The following is a 20,286-nucleotide window of genomic DNA, read 5'->3' as shown; positions in this document are numbered from 1 at the left end:
CCGTTCTGGCGGAATGGTCAATTCGGAATGACCAATTCAAGACGGGCGCCACCCGAAGGTATTCGACCATGACACGCACGCCGTAATTCATTTGCGCCACCGGTGCGGGCCGGGTACGAGAACTCCTCCGCACGCAAGGACGCATTCCCGGCGCGGCGGACCGGCCGCCGCACCACAGCGCGAGCGCGGGCGCCCGACCGCGTCGGCTACGTCCGCGTCGGCTACGTCCGCTCCATCACCAGTACCGCGTCCCGGCACGCGTAGCCCGTCGTGGGTGAGGACACCTCCAGGATCCACGTCCCCGGTTCCGCCCGCACTTGCGCCCGGAAGCGTCCGTCACCGGTGGGCCGCATCGGGTCGACGGAGACGCACCGGCCGTCGTCCGCGAACCGCCGGACCCTCAGTTCCATCGCGCTGTCCGCGTTCGCGGCCCAGACCTCGATCGCCTCGCCGGCCAGGGCCGTGTCCGGGAGCTCGATCCCGATCTCCCCTTCCGGAGCCAGGTATTGGCTGCGTTCGAGGCCGTTGCAGATGTTCCGCAACTGGTACTGCACGGGTTTGGCGTCGAGGAGGGAGGCGTGACGGTACGGGAACCACATGGTCGACGCCGTGCTGCGGTGCTCGGGAGGGGTGGCCGAGAGCTGGGGGACGGTGCCGTCGCCCAGCCACGGGCCACGTCCGCCGGGGAGGTCGTCGTGGAAGCACGGGCGGCCCGCGGCGTCGAAGGAGACGCTGTGCGCGGTGGGGTGCGTGGCACCCCCCAGGGGAACGAGCTCATAGGCCGGGGCCCCTTCGGCCTCGTTCACGACGGTGGCCGTCTGGATGTCCCGGCGGAACCTGAAGGCGTCGTCCACCACGGCGGTGTCGATCCCCTCGACCGGCGGGCCCCCACCGAGGTGGGTGACCCCCTGCTCGTCTTCGAGCACGACCGCCTTGTAGACCGGCAGGAGCTGCCCCAGCGACGGGTACGTCGCGCACACCTCGCGCAGCGCGTCCCGCCATGAGCCCGGCAGCGGTCCCAGCCCCTCCCCCAGCAGGAACCGCAGGGTCTTCACGCTGCCCAGATACGGCGTGCCGAGGGAAGCCACGGCACGCGTCACCTCACGGCCCCCGAGCGCCTCCACGTAGTACTGCACCACCAGACCGCCCATGGAGCGGCAGACGAAGACGGCCTTCGCGTCCCGGGCCCCCGGGAACCGCCGGGGATCCGCTCCGGACCTCCACCTGTCCAGGCGGTCTCCGACGAAGCGCTTGAGCCTCTCCGCCGAATTGCGGTTGCTGAGCCGCCAGTCGTAGCGGAACACCGCCAGTTGTTCCGGTGCGATCCCCAGCCGCCCGGCCAGTCCCCCGTAGCCGAGGTGCGACACGAGACCCGGCAGCACGCGCGGGCGTTCGATCAGGGGTCCGAGGGACAAGGCGTGCCGGGGCTCGGGGTCCCCGTTCCCGATCCCCTCCTGGAGGCGGAGCCGCTCCAGGAACCTGCCGGGCCGCCGGATTCCGGCGATGGTCTGCGGGCTCAGGTTCCAGACGTCCACGCCGTCCCGGGTGAGTGCGGTGCCCATGATGCCCGGTACGACGACGACAAGGTCGTCTATCACGAAAGGTGCTCCTCGGTGGGTGAAGGGGACGGAGAGTTCGGTTCGGTGACCGGCACGCCGAGGCGGATCAGGCCCGGCCGGCCCAGCAGCAGCTGGTCGCAGCGCAGCCCGACCTCCGGCCCGCCCCTGACCATGAGGGTGATTCCCGCGTCGCCGCAGACGGAGGCCACCTGCGACGTGTCGTATCCGCGGTGTTCGAGGTCGGGAAGCGCCCGCTCCGTGCTGACGTCCCACAGGTGGAGGCGGCCCGAGGTGTTCTGCCAGCCGGCCAGGAGGGGCCGGTGCGCCGGGCCCACCAGCGCGAGACCGTCGAGGGGGCCGCCGGGCGGCGGCAGGAGCGTGGTGGTCACGAACCGGCCCTCGCACTCGGCGAGTTCCACCTGGTTGCCCGATGCGATGGCGACGAGCGGGACGGTGCGCCGACCGGTGCGCAGTACGCCGGCGGCGACCGCGCGGACCTTGACGGAGTCCACCGTGAAGGGTGTGGCCCCGACGGCGGCCAGGTCCCACACCCGCACCACGTCGCCGCCCCAGGCCGAGAGCCAGGACCGCCCCTCCCGGGTCCCGGTCACGGCGACGCGCTGCACGCTGCCCGAGGCGCCCATGGGCCGCGTGGGCCCGCGGCTCCAGCCGGCCCCGGGCTCCGCGGCGCGTTCCCAGCACGCCACGCCCTGTCCTGAGGGCCAGAACAGTTCGAGGCGCTGACCGGGCACCGCGCGCAGGGCGATCGAGGGTACGGAGACGTCCCAGGCGCCCTCGAGATCGAGGCGTTCTCCGGTCACGGCGCCCAGGCCCGGGCCGAGGGTCCACACCACGGCGATCCTGCGTCCGACGGCGGCCACCACCCACTGCTCCCCGAACGACAGGGCGGCGAGCGCGGTGATGGGCTGGGGATGGCTCAGCACGGGGCCGGTCAGCCGGGGGCCGGCCGCGTCGTGCAGGCTCACCAGGACGTCCGAGTCCTGGCTCCGGCACAACAGGAACGCACCGGCCGCGTTCGCGGCCACCTCCATCCGGGGTTGCGCCCGGGGGTCGCGGCGCCATCTGCGGACGGCGGCGGGCGTGCCCTGCTCCTGCGGGGCGTGCGGCTCCCACACCCTGACGCGGGTCTCGTCGGCCACGGCCAGCCGGCCGGTGCCCGAAGGGTCGTACGCCAGCGACTTGTGGTGGCTGGTGCCCGGCAGGGGTGCGTACTCGGTTCCCGAGCCGGACCAGACCCGTACCTCGGAGCCCTCGCGTACCGCCACGAGCAGTCCCGAGGGGCTTTCGCCCAGGCTGACCGCCTGTCCCCCGCTGTCCGTGTGGAGCAGGAGTTCCCGCCCGTCGTCGAACAGCGGGTCCGGCATCCGCCAGACGGAGAGCGCCCGGCCGTCCAGAGCGGCGAGGACGGCGCCCCGGCCGTCTCCCGAGGCGAGCACGGACACCGCGTGCACGGGCCGGCCGGTGCCGAGCAGCGGTGCCGCGCCGTGCAGGGGCTCGGTGGTGACGGTGCCCCGCGAAGGAACGGCGCGCAGGGTCAGTCCCCTCGGCCCCCCGGCGACCACCACGACGGCCTCGGTCAGCGGGAGCAGCGCCACGGAGGTCACCCCGGCGGGAAGCACCCGCACGTGCAGCAGGTCGCGGGTGTACGGCCCCTGGCCGGCCCATTTCCACAGCCACAGCCGCCCGCCCTCCACGGCTGCCAGGTGCACCGAGCCGTTCCACCAAATGGCGGTGACGGCATCGGGTGACCCTCCCCAGTACAACTCCTCGAAGGGCTGTCGTTCCTCGCCGCGCCAGAGCCGCAGCGCCCGCCCGTCGTGGGTCGCGATCACCCGGTTGGCGCCGCCTTCCGCCACCGCCAGGCCTCGTTGCCGGCCGGCCGCGGACCAGCCCGCCGGTCCGGTGTCGCGGCCCCGGATCTCCCGGCCGTCAGCGGTCCAGGACCGGACCACTCCGACGCCCGCCGCGTGGATGACCCCGTTGCCGTGCCCCTCCCAGTGCACCGCCAGCGCCCCGCCCGGTGGGGCGGGCCACGTCCGTTGCAGCGGAAGCCTGTCCGCGCTGCTCCACACGTCGTCCCAGAAGACCTCGGGAGGGTGCGGTATGCCGTCCAGCACGTCGGCGGGAAACGTCGCCACAGCGGTCGCCCGCAGCACGGCCCACCGTGCGACGGCCGTCGGACGGGTACGGAAATGATCCGCGACCTGCAGGTAGAGCGCGGGCCGGGGCGCGATCGCCGGGCGGCCCGCGACCAGTGGTTCCAGGATGTCCGGCGAGGCGTGGACCGCGAAGTGGTAGTCGTTCGTCAGCTCTTCCAGAGTGGCGTCGCCGGCGAGTGCGGCGTGCGCGGCGATGTAGTGCGTCACGTAGGGGTCGGCCGTGGCCCAGCCCTCACTGTGAGCGGGCCGCACTGCCAGGACGACACTCCGGTGGAGCCCGCGCTGCCGGGCCTCGTCGCCGAGCAGGTGGGCTCCGAAGCCGGCGTGGTGCAGCCGGTGGACCTCCGTGCCGAACTCGTGGTCCCGGGCGATGGCGACGCCCCTGGCGACGGTGATCACGTGCCTGAGGTCGTCCTCGGTGTACGTCCTGCTGCCGGGGGAGCGCACGGCGTTGGCCATGGCCAGCCAGACACGGGGCTGGGGCAGTCCGTTGCCCTGGGCCAGTGCCAGCGGGCGCAACAGATCGCGTACGCGTGTGGGTTCGGCCGGGTCCAGCCGGGCGAGCTCGTCGCTGAGCAGCGAGTCGAGGGCTGCCATGCCGTGACGTAACTCGTCGTCCAGCTGCTCGGGCGGGGGCAGCGTCGTCAGCCGGGCGAGCCGGCGTGCCCACAGGGTGGCGACCAGGAAGAGGCCGTTGCTGCGGGAGGCGATGTGGCGGGCCACGGTACGCCGCGTCTCCTCGGCCTCGGCCAGCCGGTAGGGGGAATTGGCCTGCCCGAGGAGGTGTTCGACGTGCAGTGCGATCTCGCCTTCGGTCTCTGCCAGCCGGTCCAGCTCGACCGGATCCTCGCAGTGCAGGACCTCCAGCAGGGTTTCGGCCGGCAGGGCGTCGGGCAGGTTCCTGCGCGCGCTGGGGCGGGTGGCGGCCACCACCTTCACCAGTTCGGAGCCGGCGAGCGGGTTGATGAGACCGCGGGCGATGTCGAACGCGTGTCCGGCGGCGGCCTCGTCCAGTCCGTCGAACAGCAGCGTCAGGCTTCCCTTGCGCTGCGCGAGGGCGGCGATCTGCTCCACGTAGGTGTGCGGCGCTCCGTGCACGAGCCCGGCCCGTTCCAGGCCCAAGCCGGCCAGCCGCTCGCCGAGTTCCTCACAGAGGGACGCCAGGGTCTTGCCGCGGCAGTGCAGCGCGGCGTGCACGCAGTAGAGTTCGGGCTGGATCCGCGGCCGCCGGTCGGCGGGCAGCGAGGCCGAGAACCTGCGCGTGGTCAGGTGGGCCAGATACGTCAGCAACGTGGACTTGCCGGCGCCCGAGGACCCGGTGATGGCGAACAGGCCCGTGCTCCTGGTCGCCATCCACGTGACCAGGGCGCCGAGGACGCGGTCGCGGGCGGCGAAGTCGCGCAGGTGCCACCCCTCTCCGGCTCCGGAGAAGACCGGCAGCACGTCGTCGCTGAATTCATCGCCGATCCAGGACTCGTCGTCGAAGGAGCGCAGGGCCGGCTTCACGCGCTCGGAACAGTAGGGATTCAGCAGGAAGTCCGGGCGCAGGGCCCGCACCTCGTTCCACTGGGGGACCTGCCCCTCCATCGAGGCCCGCACGGCCAGCATGAGATGCGTGAACGTGACCACGGGGTTCTCCCGGTGGAAGAGCGGGACCGCGCGCGTCTGCGCGTCGGGCGTGTCCAGCACCCGCGCCAGGCAGCCGACCCACCGCCCCTCGGTCGCCTCCTCGTCCGCTTCGGCCGTGGCGATCACGGCGAATCCGGCTTCGCCGCCGTCCCCACCCCCCGCCCACCCTCGGGCCGCCTTGACCTGGGCGTTCACATCGTCCAGCGCTGTTCCGGCGAAGCAGGCGTCCAGGACCAAGAGCGTGTCCGTCGCGTCCTCGGCCAGCCAGGAGACGAGGTCGGACGTGGAGACGGCCCGGGCGGGATCGAAGGACCCACCGGCATAGGTGTCCTGGCAGGCGAGGTAGAAGGTGCCCCCGATCCGCTCCCCGTGACCGGTCCAGTAGAGGATCTTGCGTCCCGCCGGCTGCTCGCGCAGTCTTGCCACCAGCTCTCTGACGCGTCCGCGCTCCAGCGGCAGGCCGGTGGCGTCGGCGGCCTCCGCGCTGGCCAGCCGTACGGGCGGCGCGTTGAAGCCGAGCCGCTTGGCCTGCTCGGTGAACTCGTCCGCACTGCGGCGGAGGTGGGATCGGTCGCGCCGACGGTGGGCGTCACCCTCGTACCGGTCGACGACCACGGTGGCCACGACGCCGTCGTGCGGAACGTCCGCCATCCGCAACCTTCTTTCCCCGAAGCCCGATCGGCAACCCCGCGTACGTGACGGAGCGATATGTGGCAACCTGGCGTCTCACCATGCGACGCGTGAGCCGGTGCACGCAACTGGTCTTCGCAACAAGGGGGTTCGGTGTCGGAGCGAGAAGGATTCTTCGTCGGGGATCTCCTCACGGACTGTTACGTCTTCGAGGGGGACGGCACCCGTCCGATCCTCGAGGAGAACGTGAAGGTCCTGTACGAGCCCGGGCTCCGTCGCGTGTCCCTGCCCCTGGAGGTGCAGCGATGGCGCCAGGCGATCCAGGCGGAGGAGGAGCGCAGGCAGGCTGCGGGTGAGCCCTACCGGTGGAACAACCCCCGCTTCGCGCTGGAGAACATCGTGCTCTCCCGTACCGACGAGGACGAGGCGCCGGTGGTCCAGCTGAGCCTGTGCGACGCCGACTACTTCGACTTCCTGGCCACCTCGGTCAACCTCGACACGCCGTTGCGCGAGGGCGAACCGGCCACGCTGCGCACGCAGTACCTGGAGAACACCGACCCGGTGACGGCCCCCGCCTTCCTGTCCTGCAGCTTCGGCGTCAACGTGGCCGTGACGACCGGACCCGACCGGCAGATGGTCTTCGCCCGGCGCAGCGCCACGGTGGCCGGTCACAACACCGAGCGCTGGAACTCCTCGGTGAACGAAGGGCTCGCGGCCATCCACGACGTTCCGGAAGACGGTTCGCCGATCAGCCTCCATGCCGTGGCCCGCCGCGCACTGCGCGAGGAACTGTCCGTCCAGGACGAGGACGCCGTCGAACTGGAACTGCTCGCCTTCGCCCTGGACCTGCGCAATCACCAGTGGGCGGCCTTCTACCGCGCCGTGCTCCCGGAGCTGACGGCCGACGACCTGGCCCGGCGGCGCAGCAGGGGCGTCGAAGACAAGTGGGAACACGACCAGTTCAGGTTCGTTCCCGCCGACCCGGACAGCGTCCTCGACTTCCTCCTGGAGGAGGGGCGGGTCTGGACGCCCTGTGGTCCGGCACTCTTCTACCTGGCCCTGGTGCGCGAAGCCGTCCTGGCACGCGGTGGCAACCGGTCGGGCCTGCTCGACGTCGAGGCCGCCGAGCGGCGCGCCATGGCACGGCGCGCCTCGCGGCAGACGGCCTGAACCGACGCGGCCGCGACGCGGCACCGCCACCGTCAGAAGACGTTCCGTTCCCGGTGCTGCTTGCGCAGTTCGAGGAACTTCTCACGGACTTCCCGCGGGGCCATGCCGTCACCGGCCTGGATCATCAAGTCGGCCAGGGCGTCGCGGGATTCCATGAACCCCCGCCATTTCTGCTGCGGTTTCAGCCAGGTGTCGACGGCGGTCAGCACCGCGACCACGAGGGCCAGCATGGGCACCCAGGCGATGAGCGACGCCGCCTTGCCCCCGCCCAGGTTCTGGTCGGCCGCCACGATCGCGCTCGCGGCGATCAGCAGGATCCTGCTGAGGTAGTAGGTCACCCCGTAGTTGAACGTGGCCACGCGCCAGCGCCGCAGTTCCCGCGTCATCTCGTCGGCCAGCACCGCCGGCAGCCGTCCGGTCGCATCGCCGGTGCCCGCGCCCCCGGTCCCCCCGGCAACCGTCTCCACCGCGTTCTCCGCCATGCATCCCCCAACGATCGCCGACCGCCTGCACTGCCCGCGCCATTCTGGCGCAGGCAGCATGTACGCGCACGGGGAACGGATCGGTCGGCCCGTGCCGGGGCGTCAGGGTCTGCGGGCGTGGAGGGTGTGGGCGCCGAGGGCGAGCGGGGTGTTGCCGACGAGGGTGAGGCCGCAGTCCCCGAGCAGCCGGGCGTAGTGGTCGGCCGTGCGCTCGCGGCCCCCGGTGTTGCACATCATGTGGAGGTCCCACGCGGTGGCGAGCGAGGGGGCGCCGTCGGCCGGCAGGAGGCGTTCGACGACGAGGAGGTCGGCGTGCCGGGGCATGGCGTCGGCGCAGTGGCGCAGGATGGCGCGGCACCGGTCGTCGTCCCAGTCGTGCAGGACGCGGGACAGGACATAGACGTCGCCGTCGGCGGGTACGTCCGCGAAGTCGCCCGCCCGGTAGTCGCAACGTTCGCCGGCGTCGCCGGCGGACAGGCGCGTACGTGCCGCTTCGACGACCTGGGGGCGTTCGAGGAGGATGCCGCGCAGGGTGGGGTGGGCGGTCAGGATGCGGTCGAGGAGTTCCCCGGTGCCGCCGGCGATGTCGACGACGGTGCGGGGGCGGCCGGGGGCCGCCGCGGCCGCGGTGACGACCGGGTGGGAGGGGAGGGGATCGAACATGGGGGCGCTCGACGCCATGGACTGGTCGAAGAGGGCGGCGAGTTCGGGGTCGCGGGCGAAGTGGTCGAAGTGGTTCTCGCCGTAGAGGTGCTCGAAGCCGGGCCGCCCGCTGCGTACGGTGTGGGTCAGGTGGGCGAAGGACTGGTAGAAGGGGCCGCCGTACATCAGGGCCAGGGGGCGCATCGAGCCCGGGGCCCGGGCGTCGAGGAGCGCGCCGAGGGCGGTGGGGCGGAAGCCGTCCGGGTCCTCGGAGACCACGCCCAGCATGGCCAGGTAGCGCAGCAGTGTCGCCAGGCTCTGCGGGTGGGCGCCGACGGACCGGGCCAGTTCCGGGACACCGGTCCCGGTGGGGCGGTCCATGGCCTCCACCAGCCGGAGTCGTGCGCACGTCGCCAGGGCCTGGGTGGTCCAGGCGCCGGTCAGCAGCCGCAGGAGCGTTTCCGCCGGCTGTTCCTGCGCCGACGGGGTTGCGTCCGGGGCCCGTTCGGGCCGCGCGGCGGGGAGGCCGGCGAGGTGATCGGCCAGTACGTCCCGGTGGTCGCCGCTCGCGTACAGCTCCACGCGCCGGTACTCCGTCTTCGTGTCGGCCGGGGCCCCGAAGTAGAACACCGTGCCGTCCTCGTGGGGGTTGTAGCCGCCTCCGTCGGCGGCCGCGCCGTGCCGCGCGAAGCTCGCCAGCAGCCCGCGCAGCACCAGCGGGTCGGGCCGGGCGACGTCGAAGGCGAGGTGCGCCTCGTGGTCCGCGCGCCGCTCTTCGGCGGCGATCCCGCAGAGCCCGGATCCGGGTGGCACGGTCAGCGCGAACACCTCGACGGCCCGCTGCTCCCCCGCGGGGCCCCGGACCTCGGGGCGGAGAATCCTTACCTCAAGATCGGCGGGGTCCCGGTGGTGGCGTGCGGCGAGGCGCCGTCGGACGACGACGCTGGGCTGCGCCTTCGCGTCGGCGGGCAGTCCGCACGCGGCCAGTTCGGCCCGCAGCGCGTGCTCGTCGGGCGGGAACACGAGCACGGCGGCGTGCGCGAAGCGGCACCGGTCCGTCAGCGCCCGCAGTTCGGGCCCGTCGAGGCCGGGCAGCACGCGCGAGAGCAGGACGGAGGTCTCCTGCTCGCGCACGAATCCGGCCGTCGCGCCGAGCCGCGCGGCGTCGTCGACGGCGTGCGCCGTCACGGTGGGCGTGGGCGTCGTGAAGGGATGTTCGGAGTGCATTCCCTGTCCGTATGTGGGGAGGAGGGGGGAGGGGCCGGTCAGACGCCGACGTAGTTCTCCGCGAACCAGTGCTGCTGGGTGGCAGAGGTGCGCAGCGCGGCGATCCTGGCGTGGCGCAGCCCTTCCCGGAAGCGGTGGGCGTCCTCGGAGTCCGGGGTCTGGTGCAGCAGGCCGATCATCCAGTGCGAGAACTCCTGCGCGCGCCAGATGTGGACCAGGCACTGCTGCGAGTAGCCGTCGAGGGCGTCGGGGTCGCCGTGCGCCAGGGCGCGGGTCAGCGCGTGGGCCAGGATCTCCGCTTCCAGCACCGCGAGGTTCGCGCCTTTGGCGGCGGACGGGCTGATCAGGGCAGCGGCGTCGCCCACCAGGAACAACGAACCGTGCCGCAGCGGTTCGAGTACGTCGGACCACAGGTCGACGACGGTGCGCCGGACGACGGGGCCGCGCAGCAGGGGTCCGTACTCGGTCGCGCGCATGCGCAGGTCGAGTTCGTCCCAGATCCGCTCCTCGCTCCACGCGTCGGCCCGGGTCCCGGGTGCGCACTGCAGGTAGTAGCGGGTGATCTCGGCCGAGCGGGCCATGTGCCCGGCGAATCCGCGCGGGTGGAGCGCGTAGCCCACGGCGTCCAGGCTGGGCGGGGCCTCGGCGAGCAGGCCAAGCCAGGACACTCCGTGGTCGCGGTGGTGGTGGACCGCGCCGGGCGGGAGCGAGCGCCGCCCCGCGCCGTGGCGGCCGTCGCAGGCGGCGACGTACCGGGCACGCCACCGTCCGGGGCGCCCGTCCTCCTCGCGTACGGTCACCGAGGGCGTCGGGCCGTCGGCGTCGTGGACGGCGACCGCTTCGGTGGCGAAACGGATCCGCCCTCCTGCGTCCAGGAACCGCGCCAGCAGGTCGGCGACCAGCTCGTGCTGGGGATAGACGGTGTGCGGCTCGCCCCGGCCGAGCCGTCGGTAGTCGAGGCGGAAGCGTCCGTCCCCGGTGCGGAACTCGCAGACGCCGTGCTCCTGTCCGTGTCGGCGCAGGCCCTCGTCCAGACCGTTGCGCTCCAGGATCCGCACGGTGTTCGCGGCGAGGAATCCGGCCCGCGCCCTGTTCCGGACGTCGTCACGGCCGGTGCGTTCGAGGACGACGCAGTCGATGCCGCTGCGGAGTAAGAGGTTGGCGAGCACCAGGCCCGCCGGGCCGGCCCCGAGGATCACCACATCAGCCGAGTCCTGGACGACCCGGGCGTATTGACTCTCTGTCACAACGGTGGATCATAGGCACCGAAAAATGCAGGGACCCACCAAGATCACCCGTATGCCCCGGAGGGTGAGAAAAGGATTCTGCCACCGTCATATGGCTGCCGAGCAGCTCGACGGCGGGACCGTTACGGCACGGGCTGCTGCTGGGTGACGCAGTGGATGCCGCCGCCGCCGGTGCCGAGGCGGTCGATGTTGAGCCGTTCGACGACGCGGCCGGGGAACAGGCGCGTCAGCGTGGCCCGCGCGGCCGCGTCGGCCTGGGTGTCGCCGAACTGGCCGCTGATGACGGCGCCGTTGCACACGTAGTAGTTGGCGTAGGAGGCGAGGAAGTCCCGGTTGGTGGAGCGGATCAGGTTGTAGTCGGGGCCCTGGAGCTTCTCGGCGGTGATCGGGGCACCGCCCGCGGTCGTCGCCCCGGACAGGATCTGGAACTGCTGGCGCGCGTCCTTGGCGTAGACGTCCTTGTCCGAGGCCAACGGCATCTGGACGAGGGCCTTGCCGGGAGCGAGGAAGCGCGAGGTCGCGTCGACGTGGTCGTCCGTGATGTCCTGGCCGGTCACCCCGTCGAACCAGATCACGTTGGAGGCGCCGTAGGCGGCGCACAGCGCGGCCTCGATCTGCGCCTGCGACTTGTTGGGGTTGCGGTTGCGGTTCACCAGGCTGCTGCGGGTCGCCATCAGGGTGCCGGCGCCGTCCTGCTCGACCGCGCCACCCTCCCCCACCAGGCCGGCGGCGGTGAACGGGACGCCGACGCAGGAGGCGATCCGCCCGGCGACCAGGGCGTCCTTGGAGTGGGTCTGTTTGTTGCCCCAGCCGTTGAAGTTCAGGCCGACCGCGTCCAGGCCGCCCGCCCCGTCGGTACGGAAGACCGGGCCGCTGTCGCGCATCCAGCAGTCGTCCACGGGGACGGTGGTGACGACGGTGACCGTCGAGCCGCACAGCGAGCGGGCCCGGGCCGCGCTGCCGGAGTTGGCGCACATGTACACCGGCTCGTACTTGGCGATGGTGCGGGCGATCAGGGCGATGTCCGACTGGACCCCGCTGAGGCTGCTGCCCCAGATGGAGGTGCTGTCCGGCCAGGCCATCCAGGTGCGGGTGTGGCGGACGTCCTCGATCGGCACGCTGAACGCGCCCGCGGCGGCGGGGCGGGGGGCCGCCGAGGCCCGCCCGTCGGCCGCGGTCAGCGCGGCGGCCGCACCGGCCGCGGCGGTGAGACCGGCGGCGGCCAGGAACCGGCGCCGGTCCATGCCCCGGGCGGGCGGGCGGAAGGCGTGTTCGCTCATGGGGGTCTCCTTGGGGGGTGCCAACTCCCCCGCCTGGCAGCGGGGTTGACCGGAAACGTAAAACTGGCCAAGCGCTCGGTCAATAGTTTGGACAAGGTCGTTCCGGAGGATCGGGAAAAGCCCCAGGTCGGGTGCCGGAGCCTCGTTAGAGTGACGCCATGGCACCTTCCGCACCGGGCTCCCCGGCCCCGACCACGCCCCCCGTCCGCGCGGGACGCCCCCGGGTCTCCGCGAAGGGCGAGCAGACCCGGGCGCGGCTGATCGCCGCCGCGCGGACCCTCCTGGCCGGGGGCATGAGCGAACGCTTCACCACCCGCAACGTGGCGGCGCTGTGCGGCGTGTCGCACGGGATGTGCCACTACCACTTCCAGGACCGGACCGACCTCGTCCTGGCGGTCATCGCGGACATCCGCCCGGAGTGGATCCACCCCCTGGAGGCGGCCGTCTCCGGGGAGGGCTCGTTCGCGCAGCGTTCCGAGCGGGTACTGGAGCTGCTGACCCGGCCCGAGGGCGCGGAACTCTCCCACCTCCATTCGGCGTTGCACTGGCACGCCCTCAACGACGCGCGCGTGCGGGAGTGCCTGGAGGCCGAGTACTCCCGGTGGCGGGCCTGTTTCGTCACGCTGTTCGCGGTGCTGGCCGACGAGCGGGGCGGGGGCGTCGACCCCCGCCCGCTGGGCGAGGCGGTGGCCGCCGCCGTGGACGGCCTGGCCGCCGCGGAGTCGCTCGGCTCCGAGGTGGACCCCGGTCCGGTGCTGCGCGCGCTGATCCGTACGCTCGCCGCCGGCGTCTGACCCGCCGTCTACCCCGGCGTCCGACCGGGCCGGACGCGCGGCCCGGCCCGGGAGCGGGCCCGCTCCCCCGGTGCGCCTCCTACAGCGCCCGCCGGGCCGCGGCGATGGCCTGCGGATCCCACCCCGGGCGGGGCACGGACTCCAGGAGCAGCCGGGTGTAGGGGTGCCTCGGTGAGGAGAGCACCTCGTCGGTGGCCCCCTGTTCGACGACGGCCCCGTGCCGCATCACGACGATCTCGTCGGTGACGCACCGGACGACCCCGAGGTCGTGGGTGATGAAGAGGAAGCCGATCCCCGTCTGTTCCCGGATGTCGGCCAGCAGGTTGAGGATCTGCGCCTGGACGGAGACGTCGAGCGCGGCGACCGCCTCGTCCAGGATGAGCACGGCCGGTTCGACGGCGAGGGCCCGGGCGATGGCGACGCGCTGGCGCTGGCCGCCGGAGAGGTGGCGCGGGAGCGCGTCGGCGGCTCGGGTGCCCAGGCCCACCTGGTCTAGCAGTTCCCGTACCCGCGGGGTGTGGTCGCGGCCGGGGAAGTGCAGGCCCAGGGTCTCGCGCAGGACCGCCTCGACGCTGGTGCGCGGGTCCAGGGAGAGGTACGGGTCCTGGAACACCATCTGGATCTCACGGGCGCGGGCCAGCCGCGCCGTCCGGCCGCGCGGCGGCCCGCCCCGGGGCCGCCCCCGGACCAGGATCTCGCCCTCGTCGGCGCGCTCCAGGCCGACGACGATCCGGGCGGTGGTCGTCTTGCCGGAGCCGGACTCGCCGACGATGCCCAGCGATCCCCCCTGGGGGAGGGTGAAGGACACCTCGTCCACAGCGCGGACGGCTCCGAAGGAGCGGCGCAGTCCGGTCACCTCCAGTACGTTCTCAGGCATCGACGGCGCTCCCTTCGAGCAGGTCGCTGTGGTGGCAGGCGGCGGTGTGGTCCGGGCGGCCGGGGGCCGGGGACGGCAGCGGGGCCCGCTCGTCGCAGACCTCCGTGGCGAGGGGGCAGCGGGCGGCGAACGCGCAGCCCCGCAACGGCTCGCGCAGGTCGGGCGGTTGGCCGTCGATGGCGGCGAGCCGGCCCCGGGGGCCCTCCATCCTCGGGGTGGAGGCGAGCAGGGCCGCCGTGTAGGGGTGCCTCGGGCGGGCGAAGAGGGCTTCGGCCGGGCCGCTCTCGGCGATCCGTCCCGCGTACATGACGTAGACGCGGTCGCTGATGGCGGCGGCGAGGTCCAGGTCGTGGGTGACGAACAGCAAGCCGGTGCCGAAGCGTTCGCGGAGCGTGGCCAGGACGGCGATGACCTCGGCCTGGCTGGTGACGTCCAGGGCCGTCGTGGGCTCGTCGGCCATCAGGAGCACGGGGTCGCCCATGAGGGCGGCCGCGATGACGACGCGCTGGAGCATGCCGCCGGAGACCTGGCCGGGGTACTTGCGCAGGACGGACCCGTCCAGTCCTACGGCGCCCAGGAGTTCGACCGCTCGGGCCGCGGCCCGTGCGGGGCTCATGGTCCCGGCGAGGGTGACGCCCTCGGTCAGGAAGTCACCGATGCGGCGCAGCGGGTTGACGGCGGCGCACGGGTCCTGGAAGACCATGGCCACCGTGCCGGCGCGGACCTGTCGCAGCCGGGCGGCGTCCATGGTGAGGACGTCCTCGCCCGCCACCCGTACCTCGCCCTCGGCGACCCCGCCCGTCGGCAGCAGGCGCAGCGCGCTGCGGGAGGCGATGCTCTTGCCGGAACCGGACTCGCCCACGAGGGCCACGGTCTCCCCGGCGCCGACGGTGAGGTCGACCCCGTCGAGGACGGGTCGGGCGGTGCCGGGCAGGGTGACCCTCAGACCCCGGACGTCGAGTGCGGGCGTCGGCCTCATCGGGCCCTCCTGGAGACACGGTCGGCCCACCGCTCGCCCACCACGTTGAAGGCGACGACGGTCAGCACGATGAAGACACAGGGCAGTACGGCCGAGAGCGGGTAGCCGGCCTGGATGGCGGTCTGCCCGTCGAAGACCATGCGGCCCCAGTCGGGGGTGAGGGCGGGGACGCCGAGTCCGAGGAAGGACAGGCCCGCGAGGTCCATCAGGGCGTAGCCGAAGTTGATGGTGGACTGGGCGAGGACGACGGGGGCGATGTTGGGCAGGACGTGCCGCAGGCAGATCTGCAGGGCGGAGTGGCCCTGGACCCGGTAGGCGCTGACGTACGGGCGGGCGCGCTCGGCCAGCACCAGCGAGCGGGTCAGCCGGCTGACGTAGGGCAGGTAGGCGAGGGCGAGCGCGATGACCGGAGCGAGCAGGCCCTCGCCGTGGACCGAGATGATCAGGATGGCCAGCAGCATGCCGGGGAAGGCGAAGACCAGCTCCGTGCTGCGGGACAGGACGGAGTCGAGCCAGCCGCCCCGCCAGGCGGCGGCCATGCCGACGGCGATGCCGGCGACGGTGGAGAAGACGACGACTCCCAGGGGGCCGAGGAGGGAGGTGCGCGCGCCGAGCAGCAGCCGGGAGAGGGTGTCGCGGCCCGCGGCGTCCATGCCGAGCGGGTGCTCGGCGGAGGGTCCGGCGAGGGCGTTGCCCAGGTCGACGGCGTTGGGGTCGTGGGGCACCACCCAGGGCGCGAGTACGGCGGCCACCGCGACGAGGGCGGCGAGGGCGAGGCAGACGAGGTGGAGCGGGGAACCGGTGGCGCGGATCCGGGAGAGTCCCGGCCGGCGCGTCAGGACGGCGGTCATACGGCGGCCTCCCGGGATCCGAGGGTGACCCGGGGGTCGACCAGGGGCAGCAGCAGGTCCACGATCAGGTTCACGATCATGAAGAGGGCGACGATGATCAGGGAGATCGCCTGGACGGTCGGGAAGTCCTTGGTGGTGGTGGACAGTTCGAGGAGCTGGCCGATCCCGCCGATGCTGAAGGCGGTCTCGACCAGGATGGTGCACACCAGCAGGGTGGAGACGATCAGTCCGCCGGTGGTCAGGACCGTGCCGAGGGAGTTGCGGAAGACGTGCCGGCGGATGACCTGGCGTTCGGGGACCCCCCGGCTGCGGGCCACGGTGACGTGTTCGCTGTCGAGGGCTTCGAGCATCGCCGAGCGGGTGACCCGGGCGAGCATGCCGACGAGGTAGAGGGCCAGGGCGATCGCGGGGAGCGTGAGGTGCCAGAGCATGTCGCCGAGGCCGTCGCCGCCGCCGCTGCTGGGGAACCAGCCGAGGCGTACGGCGAAGAGGCCCTGGAGCAGGACCGCCGCGACGAAGGACGGGGTGCCGACGGCGAACGTGGTGGTGACGAGGATGGCGGAGTCGGTGGTGCCGCCCCGGACGGCGGCGATCCGGCCGAGCAGCAGGCCGACCACGACGACCACGGCGAGGGCCATGGCGATCAGGAACAGCGTCACGGGGAGCCGGTCCGCCAGGAGGCGCGAGACGTCGGTGCGGTAGGTGATCGAGCGCCCGAAGTCGCCCTGCAGCACGTCGCCGAGCCAGCGGAAGTAGCGTACGAGGAAGGGGTCGTCCAGGTGGTACTGGGCGTTGATGGAGGCGAGGGCCTCGGGTGAGGCCGACCGGCCGGCGAGCAGGAAGCTCGCCGGGCTGCCCGGCGCCAGGTACATGGCCCCGAAGACCACGAACGAGGCGACGAGCAGGGTGGCGGCCATCTCCGCCACCCGGCGTGCGGCGAATCGGACGAAGTTCACTGTGCGGCCCCCACGGCGGCGGCCCACGGGTGGTACATGTACGAGATCGTCGTGGGCGCTCCGGTGATGCGCTTGCCCTGGAACATCGCGGTCGGCCATTCGGCGACGGGGATCCACAGCAGTTGCCCGGCGGCGTGCTTCTGGAGCTTGGCCTCGACGGCCGTCCGTTCCTCGACGGGGTAGGTGGCGGCGGCCTGCTCGACGAGCTTGTCGTACTCGGGGTCGCTGTAGCCGGCGAAGTTCATGTAGGCGCCGGTCTTGAAGTTCGACAGCAGGTCGAGGGGGTCGGTGATGGAGTCGTAGTAGGTGAGCGGGAACATGTCGATGCCCTCGCGCGCCCCGGGGTCGGTGAACAGCGCGGTGAAGGCGTTGGGCGCGATGGTCTTGAGGCGGACGTCGAGGCCGATGCGGTTGCCCGCCGCCTGGACCGCGGTGGCGAGGAGGGAGACGTCCTGGCCTATGGAGCTGGTGGCCATGGTCAGGGTCCTGCCGGTGGCTCCGGCCTCCTTGACCAGGGCCTTGGCCCGCTCGATGTCCTGGCCGGTGGGCGGCAGTCCGTCGAAGGCGGTCTTCCGGGTGGCCTCGGGGGCGGCGGCCCAGGCGGCCCGGGTGGTGAGGGAGCCGGTGACCGTGCCGGCGCCGGCGAGTCCGGCCCTGACGAATCCGCTGCGGTCCAGGGCCAGGGACAGCGCCTGGCGTACGCGGACGTCTCCGAGGGGGCCCTGCATGTTGGTGATGTTGACGTTGACGGTGCTGAGGCCCTCGCCGAAGTAGAGGGTGCCGGCGCCGCCGGCGCGCAGCCGGGCGTAGCTCTCGGTGGGGATCAGGTAGCCGCCGTCGACCTCGCCGCTGAGCATGGCGTTGGTGCGGGCGGAGGGGTCGGTGAGGATGCGGAATACGGCCTTCTTCGCCTTGGCCTTCGTGCCCCAGTAGTCGTCGAAGCGGTCGAGTTCGATCGACTGGCCCTTGTTCCAGGTGCCGAGCTGGAAGGGGCCGGTGCAGGCGAGGCCGCCGGTGGTGCCGTAGTCCTTGCCCGCCGCCTCGACGCCGGCCTTGGAGGCGACCACTCCGGCGGCCGAGGCCATGTACTGGGGGAACTGGGAGTCGGGCTTCTTGAGGGTGACGGTGACCTGGAGCGGGCCGGTCTTGGTGACCGCGGAGACGTTCTGGAAGACCTGGGCCCAGGCGGCGGCGTTGTCGGGGTCCATCTGACGGCCGAGGCTGAACACCACGTCGTCGGCGGTCATCTCCTTGCCGTCGTGGAAGCGCACGCCGGGGCGCAGGTCGTACACCCAGGTGGTGGGGTCCGGGTTGGACGCCTTCTCGGCGAGACCGGGCTCGGTGGTGAGGGCCGGGGTCCAGCGCATCAGGCTCTCGCACACGTTGGACAGGATGGTGTTCTGCGGGTAGTCGAAGGCCACCGTGTAGTCGAGGGTGGGCGGCTCCGCGTACACGGCCCAGCTGAACGAGTCGATCTCGCCCCGGGCCGGCGGGGTGGACGCGGAGAGGTGGGTGTCCGAGACGGCGCCACCCCCTCCCTTGGGCGGCCCCGCACAGGCCGCGAGCAGGGCGAGGGAGGCCAGGACGGCGGTCGCGGCGGGGAGGGCCGCGAGGCGGGAGGACAGACGGTACGGCCGTCTGCTCGCGCGGGGTGGGGAGCTGGTCATCGTCACGCTCTCTGGTCCGTGAGGGGGGCGGGGGGAGGAGTGGGCGGACCGCCGGGGCGGTCCGCCGGGAGCGTTCGGCGCCTGGTCAGGAAGCGGCGGCCGGGCGTCGGGGCGCGGGGATCTGCTGGGTGATGCAGTGCACCCCGCCGCCGCCGAAGGCGATGGCGAGCGCCCGTACACCGACGACCTTGCGGCCGGGGTGGGCGGAGGCGATGACCGCGAGGGCGTCCTCGTCCTGCTGCAGTCCGGCCACGGGGACGACCACGCCGCCGTTGGCGACGTAGTAGTTCAGGTAGGAGACCTCGATCTCGCCGTCGGCGAGGTCGGCGAGGTCGGCGAAGGCCGTCTGGGGCACGTCGACGATCTCCAGCCGGCGGCCGCGGGCGTCGGTGGAGGCTTCCAGCACCGCGCGGTTGGCGCGCATCCGGGCGTAGTCGGGGTGGGTGGGGTCGGAGGGCAGGGAGACGACGACCGTGCCGGGCGCGGCGAAGGCGCAGACGCCGTCGACGTGGCCGTCCGTCTCGGTGTCGAGCAGGCCGCCGTACGGCAGCCAGATGACCTTGGTGACCCCGAGCCTGGCCTTCAGTTCGGCCTCGATCCCGTCGCGGGTCATGCCGGGGTTGCGGTTGGGGTGCAGCAGGCACTGTTCGGTGGTGATCAGCGTGCCCTCCCCGTCCACGGTGATCGCTCCGCCTTCGAGGATCATGTCGGAGGCGTGGCGGTCGGCCCCGAGGCGCTCCAGCAGCAGGGCGCTGATCCGGTCGTCGGCGTCGAACGGGTGGTGCTTGCGGCCCCAGGCGTTGAAGCGGAAGTCCACGCCGGCGCGGTTGCCGTCGTCGTCGAGCACGAAGAGCGGGGCGGAGTCGCGGAACCAGGAGTCGTCGACCGGCAGCTCGATGACGGTGACGTCGGCGGCGTCCCCGCAGTGGGCGCGGGCGTCGTCGCCGTGGCCGGGCGGGGCGACCATCGTGACGGGCTCGAAGGCCGCGATGGCACGGGCGACGTTGGCGTACTCCTCCTTCACCTCGTCCAGCACGCTCCCCCACAGGTCCTCGCGGACCGGCCAGGCCATCAGGCAGCCCTCGTGCTCGGACCACTCGGCAGGCATACGGTATCCAGACATCTGGCGGCTCATTTCTTTCGTTGACGGAGTGTTCCACCCGACTGAAAATTCAGTCAAGCGGTGGCAGGGACGAGGGTTCCGACCGGGGCCTGCGGGCAGACCTTCATGAACGTTCCTGCTCCCGGAAGACGGATGCGGCGGCCACCGGGACCGACCGGGCCGCGGGTGCACCGCCCAGGGGTGCACGCCTGCGGAGAGTCGGGATCTTGGAGTGACGAGACGAGGAGGCCGAGGGTCGCGGCGGCCTCGTGGGCCGGCGGCTCGATGCCTCCACTCTTCCATTGACTGAAAATTCAGTCAATGGACAGGGCGACGCAAACTCCCGGCCTTCCGCAGGGCGGAGGCGGGTACGTCAGTTCTGCCGGAGGCCGTCGAGTTCGGCGTCGATGGAGGAGCGCAGGAGCTCCTGCGCGTGGTCGATCCGCACGCCACCGGAGAGCCAGCGCATGCTGAGCCCTTCGAGCAGGGCGGTGAGCCGTTCGGCCGCGGCGGCGAGCGACGAGGCGGGCGCCATCGGCTGGACCTGGCCCAGCAGCGCGGCGACCTCCTGGACCCACACGAGGGTGGCGCGGGCGAGGTCCTCGCGCAGTACCTCGTCGAAGACGGCGCTGGCCCGCAGTTCACCCCAGACCGAGCTGTTCTCCCGGACCTCCACGGTGTCCTGGAGCTCCAGCAGCAGGGTTTCCTCCAGCTCTTCCCGGGGGGAGAGCCGCGGGGCGTCCGGATCGCGGTCGGTGGTGTAGCGCTCCGCACGGTCGTTGATGAATTCGAGGGTCTGGCGCAGGACCCCGGTGCGGTCCTTGAAGTGGTAGTAGATCAGCGCGGTGGAGACACCGGCCTCCGCGGCGAGTTCCTCCACGCGCAGCCCGCGGACCCCGCGCCGGGCGATCACCCGTGCGGCCGCTTCGAGGATCTGAGTGCTGCGAGACGCCATGGCCGGAACTTTACCGGGGCGTTCGGGGCCGGCCGTAGGCGCCCCGTCACCCGGCGTAC

Annotated in this window: 15 protein-coding genes; 2 read left to right on the top strand and 13 right to left on the bottom strand. The window is 72.6% G+C overall.

The features are described 5' to 3' along the window. Positions 1 to 221 precede the first annotated feature (221 nt). Entirely contained in the window at positions 222 to 1,598 is a 1,377-nt protein-coding gene (locus SLAV_RS41180; RefSeq protein ID WP_100661104.1) for an esterase/lipase family protein, read from the bottom strand. Continuing rightward, on the bottom strand, positions 1,595 to 6,019 hold the full coding sequence (locus tag SLAV_RS31720; RefSeq protein WP_100661103.1) for an NACHT domain-containing protein: 4,425 nt from the start codon (positions 6,017 to 6,019) through the stop codon (positions 1,595 to 1,597). Before SLAV_RS31720 ends, SLAV_RS41180 begins: the two co-directional genes overlap by 4 nt. A gap of 132 nt (positions 6,020 to 6,151) precedes the next feature. On the opposite strand from SLAV_RS31720, the gene SLAV_RS31715 reads away from it, so the two are divergent. Then, positions 6,152 to 7,168: a translation initiation factor 2 gene (locus SLAV_RS31715; protein ID WP_100661102.1), complete on the top strand. Its 1,017-nt coding sequence runs from the start codon at positions 6,152 to 6,154 to the stop codon at positions 7,166 to 7,168. A gap of 32 nt (positions 7,169 to 7,200) precedes the next feature. Here SLAV_RS31715 and SLAV_RS31710 read toward each other — a convergent pair whose 3' ends face one another. From SLAV_RS31710 to SLAV_RS31695, 4 genes are all read right to left on the bottom strand, one after another. Then, a complete protein-coding gene (locus SLAV_RS31710; RefSeq protein ID WP_244225255.1) occupies positions 7,201 to 7,650 on the bottom strand; it encodes a hypothetical protein in 450 nt (149 codons plus the stop codon). 102 nt (positions 7,651 to 7,752) lie between these two features. After that, positions 7,753 to 9,519 (bottom strand): methyltransferase, encoded by a 1,767-nt coding sequence (locus SLAV_RS31705; protein WP_100661101.1) that lies wholly within the window; start codon positions 9,517 to 9,519, stop codon positions 7,753 to 7,755. Positions 9,520 to 9,557: 38 nt separating this feature from the next. Beyond that, entirely contained in the window at positions 9,558 to 10,766 is a 1,209-nt protein-coding gene (locus tag SLAV_RS31700; protein ID WP_244225254.1) for a 4-hydroxybenzoate 3-monooxygenase, read from the bottom strand. A gap of 122 nt (positions 10,767 to 10,888) precedes the next feature. Then, entirely contained in the window at positions 10,889 to 12,046 is a 1,158-nt protein-coding gene (locus tag SLAV_RS31695) for an agmatine deiminase family protein (RefSeq protein WP_100661099.1), read from the bottom strand. Between the two features lie 158 nt (positions 12,047 to 12,204). Between SLAV_RS31695 and SLAV_RS31690 the strand changes: the two genes are divergently transcribed. Continuing rightward, a complete protein-coding gene (locus SLAV_RS31690) occupies positions 12,205 to 12,840 on the top strand; it encodes a TetR/AcrR family transcriptional regulator (RefSeq protein WP_100661098.1) in 636 nt (211 codons plus the stop codon). Between the two features lie 79 nt (positions 12,841 to 12,919). Here the strand turns inward: SLAV_RS31690 and SLAV_RS31685 are convergent, their stop codons facing one another. From SLAV_RS31685 to SLAV_RS31655, 7 genes are all read right to left on the bottom strand, one after another. Further along, positions 12,920 to 13,717: an ABC transporter ATP-binding protein gene (locus SLAV_RS31685; protein ID WP_100661097.1), complete on the bottom strand. Its 798-nt coding sequence runs from the start codon at positions 13,715 to 13,717 to the stop codon at positions 12,920 to 12,922. Next, on the bottom strand, positions 13,710 to 14,696 hold the full coding sequence (locus SLAV_RS31680; protein WP_100661096.1) for an ABC transporter ATP-binding protein: 987 nt from the start codon (positions 14,694 to 14,696) through the stop codon (positions 13,710 to 13,712). Before SLAV_RS31680 ends, SLAV_RS31685 begins: the two co-directional genes overlap by 8 nt. Further along, positions 14,693 to 15,547: an ABC transporter permease gene (locus SLAV_RS31675; RefSeq protein ID WP_100661095.1), complete on the bottom strand. Its 855-nt coding sequence runs from the start codon at positions 15,545 to 15,547 to the stop codon at positions 14,693 to 14,695. The genes SLAV_RS31680 and SLAV_RS31675 overlap by 4 nt, the downstream gene beginning before the upstream one ends. Then, a complete protein-coding gene (locus SLAV_RS31670; protein ID WP_100661335.1) occupies positions 15,544 to 16,503 on the bottom strand; it encodes an ABC transporter permease in 960 nt (319 codons plus the stop codon). The genes SLAV_RS31675 and SLAV_RS31670 overlap by 4 nt, the downstream gene beginning before the upstream one ends. After that, complete coding sequence (locus SLAV_RS31665; RefSeq protein WP_100661334.1) at positions 16,500 to 18,170, bottom strand: ABC transporter substrate-binding protein; 1,671 nt, start codon at positions 18,168 to 18,170, stop codon at positions 16,500 to 16,502. Before SLAV_RS31665 ends, SLAV_RS31670 begins: the two co-directional genes overlap by 4 nt. A gap of 85 nt (positions 18,171 to 18,255) precedes the next feature. Then, positions 18,256 to 19,293, bottom strand: a complete 1,038-nt coding sequence (locus SLAV_RS31660) for an agmatine deiminase family protein (protein WP_100661094.1) — start codon at positions 19,291 to 19,293, stop codon at positions 18,256 to 18,258. Between the two features lie 352 nt (positions 19,294 to 19,645). Next, entirely contained in the window at positions 19,646 to 20,227 is a 582-nt protein-coding gene (locus tag SLAV_RS31655; RefSeq protein WP_100661093.1) for a TetR/AcrR family transcriptional regulator, read from the bottom strand. Positions 20,228 to 20,286: the final 59 nt, after the last annotated feature.

Origin of the sequence: Streptomyces lavendulae subsp. lavendulae (genome assembly GCF_002803845.1) — a bacterium.
Lineage (GTDB): Bacteria > Actinomycetota > Actinomycetes > Streptomycetales > Streptomycetaceae > Streptomyces > Streptomyces lavendulae.
The sequence above is the reverse complement of the archived record's forward strand: the minus strand, read 5'-3'. Positions and strand labels throughout refer to the sequence as shown.